Source organism: Leptospira biflexa serovar Patoc strain 'Patoc 1 (Paris)', from assembly GCF_000017685.1.
GTDB lineage: Bacteria > Spirochaetota > Leptospiria > Leptospirales > Leptospiraceae > Leptospira_A > Leptospira_A biflexa.
Window position 1 is genome coordinate 2,160,661 of sequence record NC_010602.1, and the last position, 14,050, is coordinate 2,174,710.

Here is a 14,050-nt window from a genome sequence, read left to right on the forward strand (position 1 = left end):
CGAGATGAAAAAAAATCTTTCTTTGGCCATCTTCCAACATAAGGACTTTCGATTTTTTATCGTTGCTCGATTTTTTATGGTACTTGCGATCAATATCCAAGCAACCATCGTGGGTTGGCAAGTATACGAACTCACAGGCAGTGTTCTCGATTTAGGTCTTGTTGGATTATTTGAGGCCATTCCCTCTATTCTTGTCGCATTATATGCAGGCCACCTAGCTGACCTTAGAGATCGCCGTAATATCATTGTCGTCTGTCTTTTCTTTTTATTACTCTGTTCTCTCACTTTATTTGCCTTTACAGGCCCATTGTATTATTTATTAGAAACATACAAAGCCTATCCTATCTTCCTTGTGATTCTTGTTTCAGGAATTGCGCGTGGTTTTATCTCACCTGCCATTTTTAGTTTTGTCACACAACTTGTTCCAAGAGAACATTACCCGCATTCAGCTGCTTGGATGGGAACCTCATTCCAAGCAGGGGCCGTGATTGGACCTGCTCTCGGGGGAATCGTTTATGGAAGTTTGGGTATCGAATGGGCCTATGGATTGGATTCCATTTGTATTGGACTCCCCTTTCTTTTATTCTTTTGGATCCGCAAACAAAGTTTGCCTGAACGAAAGGAAAAAGAAGCTTTAAAGGATAGTTTACTCAAAGGGTTACGATTTGTTTTAAAAAATGAAATCATGTTAGGTGCGATGGCTTTAGATATGTTTGCTGTCTTATTTGGTGGTGCCGTTGCCCTTCTCCCCGTGTTTGCAAAAGACATACTATTTGTCGGATCGGAAGGGCTTGGTTACTTGCGTGCAGCCCCATCCTTTGGTGCCCTACTCATGGCCTACTACCTGACGTATAAACCTCCCTTAGAAAAATCAGGGCGAGTCCTACTTTCCTGTGTATTTGGATTTGGAATTTGTATGTTGGTATTTGGTATCTCAACATCGTTTTATTTATCACTATTTGCCTTATTTTTGTCTGGTGTATTTGATAGTGTTTCGGTGGTTGTCAGGTCCACCATTATGCAGACGATGACGCCAGAAGAGATGCGAGGAAGAGTGAGTGCCATCAATAAAGTGTTCATAGGTTCCTCCAATGAAATTGGGGCTTTTGAATCAGGAGTCTCAGCCAAGTTTTTAGGAACTGTTGGTTCTGTTGTATTTGGAGGCACAATGACAGTTCTCATTGTCATCTTTACTTACAAAATGGCACCGAAACTAAAAGAACTCGAGCTCAAAAACTGGGTTTAAAAATGCTTGGAAATTCTCATTTCCCTGACAGACTGGACAGGCCATGTCCGATCTGATCCACGATTCAAAACTACCTGAAGATAAAAAACACACCCTCATCCTTCTCATTCAAACCATGTTAAATGATGTGAACAAACAAATCACACATTTGGGTATCAATAATTATATGAAATTACAGGAAGACATCGCAAAGATCTTAGTCCCAGTGATCGAAGACAAAATGGAATGACTAGTCGTTAGAACATAACAAATTTTGGTTCTGTTTCGTATGCAATCGATTCAATAAAAACACCATCCATTTAGGAAAACTCCCTTTTTGTTTGGTGTGACAAAATGAAATGGTTCGCTCTTCCGTTTGCACCCACATCCATAGATTTTTACCAACCCGAAAATCGGATCTCGCCATAGCAAAGGAAGAACCATCTAGGATGATGGTTTCTTTTGGGTTCGTTCCATCCCAAATGGAGACCGATACCACTCGTTCACCGTTGGAAAGAGTCACTTTCGTCCCAAAAAAATAACTTTGTAAACTAAGATTCAAATCACTGACCACACTTTCTTCCCATATCGGATCAACTGAATTGGAATTCAAAATAAATCGATTCGCACCCAATGGATCCCGCCATGCAAATCTAAGGCCATCTAAGGATAAAGAAGTTTCATATTGTTTGGATAACGCGTTTGCATTGGAATCAAGGTTTCCATTCATTTGGAAAAGTAAGTTTGTTTCAAATAAAGAATTCTGAAACCTTTGAAAAGAGTAAGCGTGTAAACCGGATTGGTTGTTTGGATTTTCCACTTCGGTAAGAAGAGAAACAGGGATCGCATTGGATCGGATCCGTTCCCACTCCATTAAAAATTCATGAGTCACCAGAGGATGGTCCATTTTGACAAAATATTCTTTGTTTTTATCGCGTGCTGAAACTGAATAATTATAAGATCCGACATAAACATCTTTCTCATCGACTAACATCGTTTTGTGGTGTAACAATCCACCACGATACGATTCGTTTTTAAAAACAAAATCCACATTTCCATCTTCCCAGATCTGTGAAGGTTGGTTTAAATTGCGTCTGAGGAACTCAGCCTCAGGATTCATCGGGACATTATAGATAGCTTGGACAATGACTCCCCTTTTCCATGCTTCCCATATTTTTAAAGTGAAAACTGGATCATAATGAGAATAAATCAAATACCGAATTGAAAACTTTGCTCCATCGATTGCATCTAATAATCTGGATTGGATTTCGAGTCCCGCTTCTGGTGCAAAGAGATACTCTAAACTTCCTAATGGTATTCTACCGAGTGGATTTTTACCAGATAAGGTAAGGATTAAATTTTCGGATTCTTCCGAAGTGAGATTCTGAATCCAATACACATTATGGTCTGTTTCCAATCCATGTGTGGTGAAATTTCCAGTTCCCATAAATAGTCTGATTCGATCAAATAGGAAAATTTTAGTATGATGGATGCCTGTTCCTTCCCAACGATTCACCTGAAATCCAAGTGATTCGACTTCCTCGTAATCTTCCTCTTTGTCACCAAAGATTTGAATGTCTAACCCAGCTCTTTTTTTCGCATATAATTCGGTGATGATTTCATAATCATCTAAAGAATAAACATACAATCGAATCGATTCCTTCGATTTTCGAATTTCGGATAAAATCACTTCTTTTACCTTCCGTTTTGTTTCGAGAGGAATATCCCGACCAGGACTCGAAAAATAAATTTCGCTGATCGGTGGATTGGAGAATAAAAAGGAAGAAAGATCGTAATTGGATTTATGTGTACGGCATTGGATCAAATGGATGCCAATTATGATCCAAACCAGACGTTGGAATTGAATCTTTGTCTTAGAGTTCAAATTTGTAACCTTCCATATACATATCCAAAATTGGAGGTGAGATTGAATGTTTCTGGTAAAAATAATTGAGAGATTCCTACACCTAACTCAAGTCCCGCTTCCTCTTTCAGAGAAACTTCCATCATTCCTTCTGCTAGGAAAAACCTTTCGAATTCTCGTCGATTGACACTGATCCTTCCGTCACTCGGAACGTTTTGTTTATATGGGACAAAATAGTTTCCTATGCATTTCACTACCAATGGAGGGAATTCAAAACTGATCACAAGCTCAGTCAAATAACCAAAGGAACGTCCTTCGATGATGGCAAAGTTCTTTTCATAACCTTTTTCAGTCACTGCCGCGGAAGGAAATACACGAAAGATTTGAGATAAGTAAGGCGTTTGACTAGGATGAGTGCCAAACGAAATGTAACCTTCCTTTACGATCTGGTGTTTTTCATTTGTTTCTGCTCGATCCGATAAAAAATGGGAACTTCTAAATTTAAAACCACCAAATCGAAGTTCGGTTCCTAACTGAATGGCTTCACCAGCGATGGGGATAGATCCAGAGTGAGCCGCTAGTTTTGATCGTGTTCTATCATTGCCTTTCGACCATAAAAAATCAAATTCAAACGAGAAGTGTTCGAAATGGGCACCAAAACCAAAATTTCCGGAGAATAACGAGTCTCCATCTGCAAAACTTTTTTTAGTTTCTGGGGGATGGTCTTTTGTATTTGGACCAAAACTTCCGAGCTCCAAATAATGAAACCCAATTCGAAGTGTCAAAAAGTCACCGTAAATCAATCCAAAACTTTGCCTTCGGTGATGGTTTCGACTAAAGCTTGTAACTTGAGTTTTTGAATTGGTTTCATATTCATCTGATACATAAAGTAAATGCCGGAATTGATCTTTGGAGAATAAAAGGGATCCCGAATAATGGTCCCAAAGGAAAAATTGGACAAGGAAGGATTTCTCTGGTTTTAATTCGAGAAAGAGGCCTTCCCCACCATCAAAAAAAGAGCTGAAACTTTTAGGGGAAAATAAATGTTCCCTTCGCCCCACTCCTAAAAAAAATACTTTGGTCTCGTAACCTAAAAAATGATTTTTCCCTAAATAATAATTTCTGAGTCCTGTCTCGGGACCAGAAGTCAGTTTTATATCCAAATCCCAATGGATTTGGTTCTTTCTGTTTTTATCTTTCAAACCGACAAACAAAGATTCGCTGGAGACTCTGTGAAGGTAGGCCTCTGATTGAAATACCTTTCCCCAGTTTCGTGTATGAAAGTCCCAACCTGGGACGACCAATTGTTTTTGGTTTTGGTTTTCTTTTAAAAATAATTCGTAACCTAAAATCCCAACCTCCCATCCCAAAGAATCAACCGAACTCATAGGTAAAAAAAACAAAAACCCAAAAACAATTGGAGTGATGGAGCGAAGGAAATTCAATTTTCCTCACGATAGATTTCAAAATCTTTTGACTTGGTCCCGTCACTGTTTTTTTTTAACCAGAGGTATTCACCTGAATTCACATACTTTCGAAACGGTGAGGCACTTTCTTTATGCCCAAAAGATGAAATGAGAATGGTCTCCCCATTCACTCTCTTTCTTAACTGAATGGATTCTCCAGAAGAAATTCCATTGCCGATGGTTTGTGTGGAAATGACGGTGAAGAGCCTATCCGATTCTGAATGGAAAATCGGAACATACCAATCACTTCCATCAGGGTCGACAATCCAAGCACAAGTTCCTTGCCAAAGGATCGTATCATTGGTAACAAATCCATATCCATTTTTAGCTTTTGGATTGGTTCCAGGAAATCGAGTTTGGTATGGCACAATTTGATCGGAAGAAGTTTCATCTTCAATGAAATATTGGCTTATGTCTTCCGGATTCATGGAACGATTGCAGATATAAATCCATTCATTCTGCGGTACGTTGGGATTCGGGTAAATCGCCTCGATTTGGACTGGACCCTTTTTTTCTAAGAAACCAATGGGTTCAATCAACATCGGATGAGAAAAATAAGAATAGATTTGTTCTTCCGAATGTTCTAAGATAACACTTGATAGGTTTAGCTGGAAGGAAAGATGGGAAAGGAAATGAATCGGAACATGGAAAATTTGCCTCAAATTTCCATATTGTACTTCCAAAAAAGAATCCAAAATCAAATTAGAATGGTAACTTTCTTCTGGTGTTAATTTTCTAAGTTCCAAACTTCTGTGTTTTTCAGAACCAGGACTCCTCCATAACCCAGGGCAATGGGGAGATGGAAACACTGAGGAAGAAAAATCAATCGGTGAAGTTTCAGGATGGAGAGAACGTGTTTCCCCAAATGATTTTTCATTTAAGGAATCTTCAGACCAACGAGACTCAACGAATGCTGAAGTCACCTGGTCCTTGTAAGTTAGGGAATTAAATTGATCAGAAAAAAAACCGGCTGGTAGATGGTAAAGATTCTCACCATTACAAACACTTGGTCCATAAGCAAAACTTAAAAGTTTGAGTGCTCTTGGTTTCCAATAAAAATATTCTTTTTGGTCCTCAGTTTGGAATGCCCCAATCCCCTCCTCAAGTTCCAAAAATCCAAAATCAAAAAAAGGATACGGATTCTTTGCAAATTCTAAAAGTTTGCTTCCGATCCAATGAATTTCTGTCTTTTGATGTTTTCCTGGACTCAACTGAAAACCAAATACCTGTAAGTTCTCGTCACTATTGGACTTCGGATGAGGAATCTCCAATCCATCGGTGTAGATGGAAATAATGTTTTGGTTTCCTTTTCTTAATAAATGGAAACGATTGGCGTTTGGTTCATAAGGTATCGATTCCTTTGATTTTCGATTTTGGATTACAAAATTCGGGATTTGGAAGGAAACTTTAGGAATGGAAAATGGTTTGACTCTTTCTAAAAAGTTCCAACCTAACCATCGTTCCCTAGTGAAAAGAATGATATCTTCTTGTTTCAGGATCTCTTCTTTGGCAGAGAATGGATAAATGGCTCCATCTAAAATCCAATTGAGAGAAGATACATCACAATCATCACCTTGGTTTTGGAATTCAAAGAAGGCAGGAAGTGGGAAATTGGTTTCCTTATGATTGCCTGGATAAAATTCAGTGAGTTTGATTTGTGTTGGTGTACAACCATTGATTTGTTCTTTGGCAGGTATTTTTTCCAACATGTTGGGAAGACCAGGATTTCCACAAAACGTTTGTTCTGTTTTCCATATGTTCAACTGATCTCTGCAGGAAGTGGAATCAGTTTGGATCGAAAAAAAATTTTCCCCTTGATGGAAAGAAAATGGCAAGTCATCATAAAAAGAATTTCCAAATTGAAATCCTTCCCTTGTACCTAGTTCAGATACAAATGTTTTGGGAATGGGGATCCCTTGGAAACGTGGGTCATCCGAAAAAAGTAAAATTCCATGAGGTAAAATCAATCGGCTTCGTTTTAAAAACTCTTCTGATTGGAAATTTGTGATTTCACCCTCTTTCTCTCTCACGATGGATTTGGCAGAGGGGCATAACACAAAATCATTTGGATTTTGCCATTCCATAAAACGTTGGTACGATGATTCGGAATGGCGGAATAATTCGGAAACGACGGGTGATTCTGTTTCGCATTGAAGAAACCAAGTTTGGTTTTGGGATAAGATGGTTTTCAAAATGGAATCGGGATTCGGGCATGGAAATTGAAATACAAGTATTGGTGTTTTATTTTCCGAAACATCCAAAACATAAGAACGAAAGATAACTTCACATTCGAACTCTTTCGTTTGAACGAAACGGGGATGTGGGATGGCGAAGGTTTGGTAGGTGACAATCCCCGATGACCATATCTGGTTTTTCCATTCTAAAATGGGTGGAAAAGGATCATGGGTCCCTTTCCATTTTCCCAATTCGGAGAGGGATAAATTCCAATCCTTTCCTTTTTCCAAAAAAGGAAGGTATTCCGTTTCCTTGGATTCTAAGTGAGTGAATCCATTTTGGATACGAACCGCACTCTTTTCATCGGTTTTCCAACAGATTCTAAATTTGGCACCTAACTCTTGATTGTATAGTTGGATGGGGATGGAAAAAACACAAAGAATTCCATTTTGGTAATGAGTGAATTCATTGGGTTTATCTGTTTCGATTGGAGTACCGATACTCCCATATTCAAAAAAAAATTCGGGAGTATCTCCCATCTCAGATGGATTCAAAAAAAAAGGATGGTTTCCTTTTGTGTGACAAGACAGAACAAAAACGATAAAAAAAAGTCTGAAAGGATTCACGTTGCCACTCCCAAGTGGTGTGGTGAAAAATCCTTATTTCGGTTCGATTTTTTTTAGGTTTTGTATATTTGTAAAAATTTTTTCAGCTAACACGGGACCAATGCCTTGGACTTTTTCCAATTCTTGTCGTGTCGCATCTGTTACTTTTTTTTTCGCTTGGAAGTACATGAGGATACTTTTCCTTCGGCTCGCACCAATGTCTGGAATATCATCCAAAATGGATTTGAGTGCTTTTTTCTTCCTTTGTAACCTTTGGAAAGTAACACCAAATCTGTGTGCTTCATCTCTTAAATTCCGAAGGAGACGCATCATAGGCGAATGTTGATCGAAACTATAGGGGTGTTTTTCACCTGGGAAATAGATCTCCTCTCGTTTTTTCGCAAGGCCTACCATAGGTATGTGACCCAAGTCCAATGCATTCGCTGCCTCCGCCGCTCGCGACAATTGAGTGAGACCTCCATCAATCACAATGAGATCTGGGAGTGGTTCCTCTTCATTTACAAGATGGCTGAGTCTCCTTGCAATGACTTCATGGATCATTCCTGGGTCATTGATCCCTTCGTAGCCACGCATTTTGTAATGCCGATACCCAGGTTTGTATGGTTTTCCCTCTACAAACATCACACCACTGGCGACAGGCAAACTACCTTGGAAATGAGAGATATCATAACATTCAATGGTCCTTGGCAAAGTCGGAAGGTTTAATTTCTCTTGGAGTTCTTTCATCGCAACCGTTTGGTCACGGAGTTTTGTGGCAAGGATCCTTTCTGTTAAACTAAGATCTGCGTTTTTTTCTGCGAGTCGGAGGAGGGATTTTTTGGGACCCATCTCTGGAAATTTGAGTTTGATGGAAGTGCCAAATTTTTCTAAGATTGCTTCTAAAAAAACATCATAGTTCCCTTTTGCCGATGTGGGCAAATACACAACACTCGGTAAGACAGTCACATTTAAATAATAATCTCTTAGAAAGGAAGTAAAAGCTTCTTCATCATCCGAAAAAGAAAGTCCAGTGAGCGGAAATGATTTTTTCCCTTCGAGTCTCCCTCCTCTGACTTCCAGGATCAAAATTTGGCCTTCATCCTCTCGTTTGCTGATCCCAAGAATGTCTTCATCTCCCCCATCCATACTCACAACTGTTTGTTTCTCTCGGAGTTGGTTGATTTTTTCAATCCTTTGTTTGAGAAATCCTGCCCTTTCATATTCCATTTTGGATGAGGCATCCATCATTGCTTTTTTTAAATCAGCGACAAGTCGTTCCTTTTTCCCTTCTAAAAATCGTAAAATCTCATCCACTAACTCTGAATAGGTATCCTTCGTGACATTCCCTTGGCATGGACCGAGACACCGACCCATATGAAAATTGAGACATGGTCTTTGTGGTTTTGGGAGAGGGAGTTTTAATTTTGTTTTGCGAATGGGAAAAATCCGGTGTATTAGCTCGAGTGTATCTCGTGCGGCTTTCACATCGGTAAAGGGACCAAAGTATCTGTCTCCATTGTCTTTGACCTTTCTTGTCAGAAATACCATCGGATAATCTTCACTTGTGGAAACACATAAGAAGGGATATTTTTTATCGTCTTTTAACCTAACATTAAACTTTGGATTGTATTTTTTAATGAGAGTGGCTTCGAGGAGAAGTGCTTCTTTTTCGGTTCCTGTGGCTATCCAATCTAGGTCATATAATTCGACAAAAAGAGCTCGAGTTTTTCTGTCTTTTTGGTTGGGATTGAGATAGGACCTAACTCGCGATTGGAGTTTGAGTGCTTTACCCACATAAATCACTTGTCCCAGTTCATTTTTCCAAAGATAACAACCAGGTAAACTACCTAAATTTTTAATTTTTTCTTGGATGGTTTTTAGTACAAGTGAGTCTTTCATAAAGAGTTGATTCAGGAATTTTACGTTTACAATTCTTAGACAATCTGTATCCCTATGGTATGGACATACGGAAAATGATCAAATTTATAATTTTTGGTCTTGAAGGTTTTAACTACTTAATTGGATTCCCGATTTTACTGTCATATATTTATTTTTTTACGCAATGGACAACCGAAGAACTTCAAATCATTCTAATTTCCACAGCGATTATCGTCGTCTTTTTACTTAGTTTTTGTATCACATTTTATTGGATTCGGTTTTCAAGCGTTTACCGTATTTTTAATGGAACTGCGACAAATAAGGACAACCACAAAGCTTACTTCTGGCTCGACCATCTCGAAAAGGTATCCATGATTGATATCATCATTCGGTATTCGGTTGGGTATCTATTTGTCCTTGTGGCCCTTCTTGTGTTCCAAAAGTCCATAAATTTTGTCCTTCTCAGTGAACTTGCCATTGGACTTGGAATGACGGTTGCCTTTACGATTTTATTCCAATCGATTTTCATTGGATATGTAGAAACCAAATTCAATACCAAAGGCATTCTTCTTTCCATACGATTGGATAAAAACTCAAGGATCAATACCAGAAGGTTATCACGAAACTTAGGTTTCCAAACTGTCCTTGCCTTTTTAGCGGCGATTCTACTTTTGTTTATCATCAATTATCGTATGAACTTCAAACAAGAGTTAGATCTTGTGAATACAACGATGCAACAATCGGTGATGGATTCGGAATCTTTGATGCGACTGACCCTTGTTGATTTTCGAGACAAATTGACAATTTCCATTTTTACGGAAAACAAACTGAAAGACCAAATCGTAAAACGGAACTTAAATGGAATACGGAATGTTCTAAATGAAATCCAACTAAGAAGTACAAATCATGCCGTGGAAGCATTATTTTATTATAAACCAGAAGATGGAATTTTTATTTCTACCAATGAATATGACAAATCCAAAACAGGTGGGATTTTTTACATTGAGGATGGTGATTTAGCAAGACAAGGGCCACTCCGACATACAAGCATTCGTTCTCGGATTTCAGGAGATATTGTTTCCCCATACACTCTACCTGTTTATGAAAACAACCAGTTCCAAGGTTATGTGGGGGGATTTCTGAATATCGGAAAACTTTCCAGTTTTATCTTAGGCAATTTAAAGATCGGAAATTCAGGAAAAGTTGGGTTTTTTGACGGTGACGGAACCATTGTTTATTTTACCGATAAAAAAGAAATTGGGAACAACGCCAAAACAATGTTAGTCTTTGATACGCCTTACCAAAGTAAGGAGGCTCTTGGATTTGTAGATTCCACAGAAGACGGATCCCAAAAACGAATCTTTTTTGTCAAAAACCCAGAATTCAATTATATCATCTATTGTATTTTTGAAAATGCAGAATTGTATGAAAAAACACTCACTAGCCTACTCATGACTCTTGGGATTTCCATTTTGGTCGTACTCATGATCGGTATTGTCACAGTGCTTGTGATTGAATCTAAACTGAAACCATTGGAACGCATCAAAGTTCGCATCAGTGAGATGGTCAAAGGAAACTTAAAATCAGATTTTTATGATGCCAGTCGGGATGAAATTGGTAGTATGGCCAACGCTATGTTTGAATTCCAAACCAAACTACGCCAAATTGTCAACCAAACTCAAAATGTATCCACAGAACTAACCAATACAAGTTCCGAAATTTATGAATCTATGTTAACACTTTCGGATGCAGCACAAAACCAAGCAGCCAGTAGCGAAGAAATTTCAGCATCCATTGAAGAAATCACAGCAGGCATTGAAAGTGTGGCGCAAAGAACAGAAACACAATCTTTCACATTAGCATCACTTATGAAAAAAATGACTGAGTTAAATCATGCAGTTTCAGAGATCGATAAAAAGTTCCAAATTGCAGATGTCCGAGTGGAAGAAATCACAAAAGATGCGAAAAAAGGAGAATCTTCACTTGGTGAAATGAAACTCTCCATGGACAAAATTTATCAGTCCTCGTCAGAAATGACAAATGTTGTCGAAATCATTCATAATATTTCAGAACAAATCAACTTACTTGCACTGAATGCCGCCATCGAAGCAGCAAGAGCGGGTGCCAGTGGCCGAGGGTTTGCCGTTGTCGCAGATGAAATTTCCAAACTCGCCGATAAAACAGCCAAATCGATCGATGACATTGAAGAACTCATCAAACAGAACGAAGTCGAAATCAACCAAGGCCAAGAAAAAATTGACCAATCCATTTCCATTTTGAGTGAGACCATCACTGGAGTGAATTCAATCAATCAAATGACGAAAGAAATCCGAACTGTGGTACAAAAACAAATTGAGACAAATGAAGAAGTGAATGAAGGTGTCACTCAAATTCGAGAACTTTCGGAAATGATCAGAGAGGCCACAGAAGAACAAAAAACGGCAATGATGGAAATCTCACGTTCGATCGCCGAAATCAATAACCATGCCCAAACCACAGCGATTTCAAGTGATGGCACAAAGTCAAATTCACAAAACATGAACCAACTCACAGAAAGTTTACGTAAAGAGATTAACTATTTCCATGTCTAAACAAAAAAGTAAAGTACCACTCAAAACAAAACTCATCGCCATTCTTTTACCGATGTCCATCGGATTAATGGGTGCGCTGTTTGTGAAATATAAGGTTCTACTTCCCGTTTCAATTTCCAATGCGTATATGGAACCCACATTAAAACAAGGGACAACTGCATACTTTATCAAATGGTTTCGGAAAGGAAATGTAGGAATCGGTGATGTGGTGATCGCAAAGTCTCCGCTTGACCCTAACTCTTATTTCATTGCAAGAATCATCGGTAAACCAGGTGATTCGATCTCCGTGCAAAAACGGATGGTCTTTCGAAATGGCACGGTCCTTGATCCAACTTTATTTCCTGAACCCACCACTCAATCGATTGCACTCATCCCTTCCGGAAAAACGGAACATGATGATATGAAGGAAGTCACCGTACCTGAAAAAAGTTTCTTTTTACTTGCTGACAACCGAGAAATCGGCGTGGACTCAAGAACTCTTGGTCCCATCCCAGAATCATTCCTCTTTGCTGTTTTGTGGTAGAGAACGATTCGAATGATCAATTGGAGATTTTACTGGTAAACCAATCGTAAAGACAGTTTTCCCAGGTATCGATTGGAATGAGATCGAACCAAAATGGCGGTCTACAATTTTACGGCAGATATCGAGCCCAAGCCCACTCCCTTCTCCCAGAGGTTTTGTTGTAAAAAATGGTTCAAAGATTCGGTTCTGGATGAATTCCGGAATTCCTGGTCCATTATCTTCTACCATTATGAATACCTTGTTTCCATCAGTTTTAGTTTGGATCAAAAGTTTCCCTTGAAAGGACATCGCCTGCAGTGCGTTATAGATGAGATTGGTCCATAGATGTAATAATTCTTCTGGGTAACCTTCAATGTAAGGTAGTTCCACAAAATCCTTCTTTAGGATTACATTTTTTTTGAATTGATTTTGGTATAAAGTGAGAACCGTTTCAATGTTTTCTAATACATTCACTTGGATCGGATCTTTCGAAATTTCATAACGTACAAAGTTTTTTAATGCAAATGTCATTTTACTCGCTCGTTCGACAGCAAGTAACATGATATGAAGGGATTGGTATACAGTGATTTCCTCAACTAAAAATTTGAGGATTCCTTCTAAATTCTCTCCGCTAAACAACTGGGGAAACAAATCCAATACATCCAAATCAAATCCAGTATCGATCAGATGAAAGGAAAAAGAATCAGAGATATGTTGGTCCACTAACCAAGCTTCGATTCGTTTTCTTCTTTGCATTCGATCTCGCCCTGAGGTGATTTCGATTCGCGATTTGAGGATTTGAATGCATTCCAAAAATTGTTTCTGGTTTTTGTCATCGGGGAGCAGTACTTTCAATTCTTTTTGGAAAACCGAAAGCTCCGATTCAAATAAAGATTCTTTCAAGTTTTCAGCAGATGCTTGGATGGCGGCGATAGGATTATTGATCTCATGCGCAATCCCTGCTACGAGTTGTCCAAGGCTTGCCATTTTTTCAGAAAGCACTAATTGGTTTTGTGCTTTTTTTAAGGTAGAGATGGTTTGTTCTAATTCTTCATTCGATGTTTTTAATTTTTTCGTTCGTTCTTCGACTAGCCGTTCCAAACTTTCATTGAGTTCCTTTAGTTCATTTTCTCTGGCAATGAGTTCATCATTGATTTCATTTTTCCTTTTGTTACTGATGGTGAGGGCTATTTGATCACCTAACTGACTACAGAATGTGATTTCATCTTCCGTCCATTCATGGATCTTTCCAACATGTTCAAAACAGAGGGTTCCGATTAGCTCTTCTCCCATCCGGATCACTCCATCTAACATAGCCGTGATTCCATTGGGTTTGAGGTAGGATTCAATAAATCCTTTGGTGCGCGGATCGGTATAGGGATCGTTTGCATCCACATATTTTTCTTTCACCAAATATTGGAACTCTTCGCGGAATTCTTTTTCCTTTAAAATGGCTCCCGTTGTATGGGACTCGTTACTCCGTATGTAGGTGGCAATATTTTTGAGTTCATTTTTAGAATCATTAAAGAGCCAAACCCCAACCCGTTCAATTTCCAAAACATCAGAAACTGATTTTGTAATGAACTCTGCCAAGGTTTGGATGTCTCCTGTCCGAGCACACGGATGGGAGGAGACTTGTGCCAAGATATTCTGCTGGAACCTGGCACGTGTGAGCTCGATTGTAAAGCGATCCATGGGAAATTTAGACAGATCGGAGTGGAAAAATCATACAAAGGCAGAGACA

At 38.8% G+C, this 14,050-nt stretch carries 9 protein-coding genes; 4 read left to right on the top strand and 5 right to left on the bottom strand.

Annotation, left to right across the window (positions count from 1 at the left end):
* The first annotated feature begins 4 nt into the window (after window positions 1-4).
* Entirely contained in the window at window positions 5-1,246 is a 1,242-nt protein-coding gene (locus LEPBI_RS10230) for an MFS transporter (protein ID WP_012389043.1), read from the top strand.
* A gap of 43 nt (window positions 1,247-1,289) precedes the next feature.
* Window positions 1,290-1,475 carry a hypothetical protein gene (locus tag LEPBI_RS10235; protein ID WP_012389044.1) on the top strand — a complete coding sequence of 62 codons (186 nt, stop codon included), beginning with the start codon at window positions 1,290-1,292 and terminating at the stop codon, window positions 1,473-1,475.
* Here the strand turns inward: LEPBI_RS10235 and LEPBI_RS10240 are convergent, their stop codons facing one another.
* From LEPBI_RS10240 to uvrC, 4 genes are read right to left on the bottom strand one after another with little or no spacing between them, the layout of a single operon-like run.
* Window positions 1,476-3,110: a phospholipase D-like domain-containing protein gene (locus LEPBI_RS10240; RefSeq protein WP_012389045.1), complete on the bottom strand. Its 1,635-nt coding sequence runs from the start codon at window positions 3,108-3,110 to the stop codon at window positions 1,476-1,478. It abuts the gene before it with no gap.
* Window positions 3,107-4,534 (bottom strand): LA_2168 family protein, encoded by a 1,428-nt coding sequence (locus tag LEPBI_RS10245; protein WP_012389046.1) that lies wholly within the window; start codon window positions 4,532-4,534, stop codon window positions 3,107-3,109. Before LEPBI_RS10245 ends, LEPBI_RS10240 begins: the two co-directional genes overlap by 4 nt.
* On the bottom strand, window positions 4,531-7,356 hold the full coding sequence (locus LEPBI_RS10250; RefSeq protein WP_012389047.1) for an LIC11755 family lipoprotein: 2,826 nt from the start codon (window positions 7,354-7,356) through the stop codon (window positions 4,531-4,533). The genes LEPBI_RS10245 and LEPBI_RS10250 overlap by 4 nt, the downstream gene beginning before the upstream one ends.
* A gap of 33 nt (window positions 7,357-7,389) precedes the next feature.
* Entirely contained in the window at window positions 7,390-9,234 is a 1,845-nt protein-coding gene (gene uvrC, locus LEPBI_RS10255; protein ID WP_012389048.1) for an excinuclease ABC subunit UvrC, read from the bottom strand.
* A gap of 74 nt (window positions 9,235-9,308) precedes the next feature.
* On the opposite strand from uvrC, the gene LEPBI_RS10260 reads away from it, so the two are divergent.
* Together LEPBI_RS10260 and lepB are read left to right on the top strand one after the other, a co-directional pair.
* Window positions 9,309-11,804, top strand: coding sequence for a methyl-accepting chemotaxis protein (locus tag LEPBI_RS10260; protein WP_041769858.1), 2,496 nt, complete (start codon window positions 9,309-9,311; stop codon window positions 11,802-11,804).
* Entirely contained in the window at window positions 11,797-12,327 is a 531-nt protein-coding gene (gene lepB, locus LEPBI_RS10265; RefSeq protein WP_012389050.1) for a signal peptidase I, read from the top strand. Before LEPBI_RS10260 ends, lepB begins: the two co-directional genes overlap by 8 nt.
* Here lepB and LEPBI_RS10270 read toward each other — a convergent pair.
* Window positions 12,301-14,001, bottom strand: coding sequence for a GAF domain-containing sensor histidine kinase (locus LEPBI_RS10270; RefSeq protein WP_012389051.1), 1,701 nt, complete (start codon window positions 13,999-14,001; stop codon window positions 12,301-12,303). The two genes, lepB and LEPBI_RS10270, sit on opposite strands and share 27 nt — an antisense overlap.
* Window positions 14,002-14,050: the final 49 nt, after the last annotated feature.

What these genes read in the sequence shown, in the direction of transcription:
- LEPBI_RS10230 (WP_012389043.1), top strand. Translation starts at nt 5, where the DNA reads ATGAAAAAAAATCTTTCTTTGGCCATCTTCCAACATAAGGACTTTCGA.
- LEPBI_RS10235 (WP_012389044.1), top strand. Translation starts at nt 1,290, where the DNA reads ATGTCCGATCTGATCCACGATTCAAAACTACCTGAAGATAAAAAACAC.
- uvrC (WP_012389048.1), bottom strand. Translation starts at nt 9,234, where the DNA reads ATGAAAGACTCACTTGTACTAAAAACCATCCAAGAAAAAATTAAAAAT.
- LEPBI_RS10260 (WP_041769858.1), top strand. Translation starts at nt 9,309, where the DNA reads ATGATCAAATTTATAATTTTTGGTCTTGAAGGTTTTAACTACTTAATT.
- lepB (WP_012389050.1), top strand. Translation starts at nt 11,797, where the DNA reads ATGTCTAAACAAAAAAGTAAAGTACCACTCAAAACAAAACTCATCGCC.
- LEPBI_RS10270 (WP_012389051.1), bottom strand. Translation starts at nt 14,001, where the DNA reads ATGGATCGCTTTACAATCGAGCTCACACGTGCCAGGTTCCAGCAGAAT.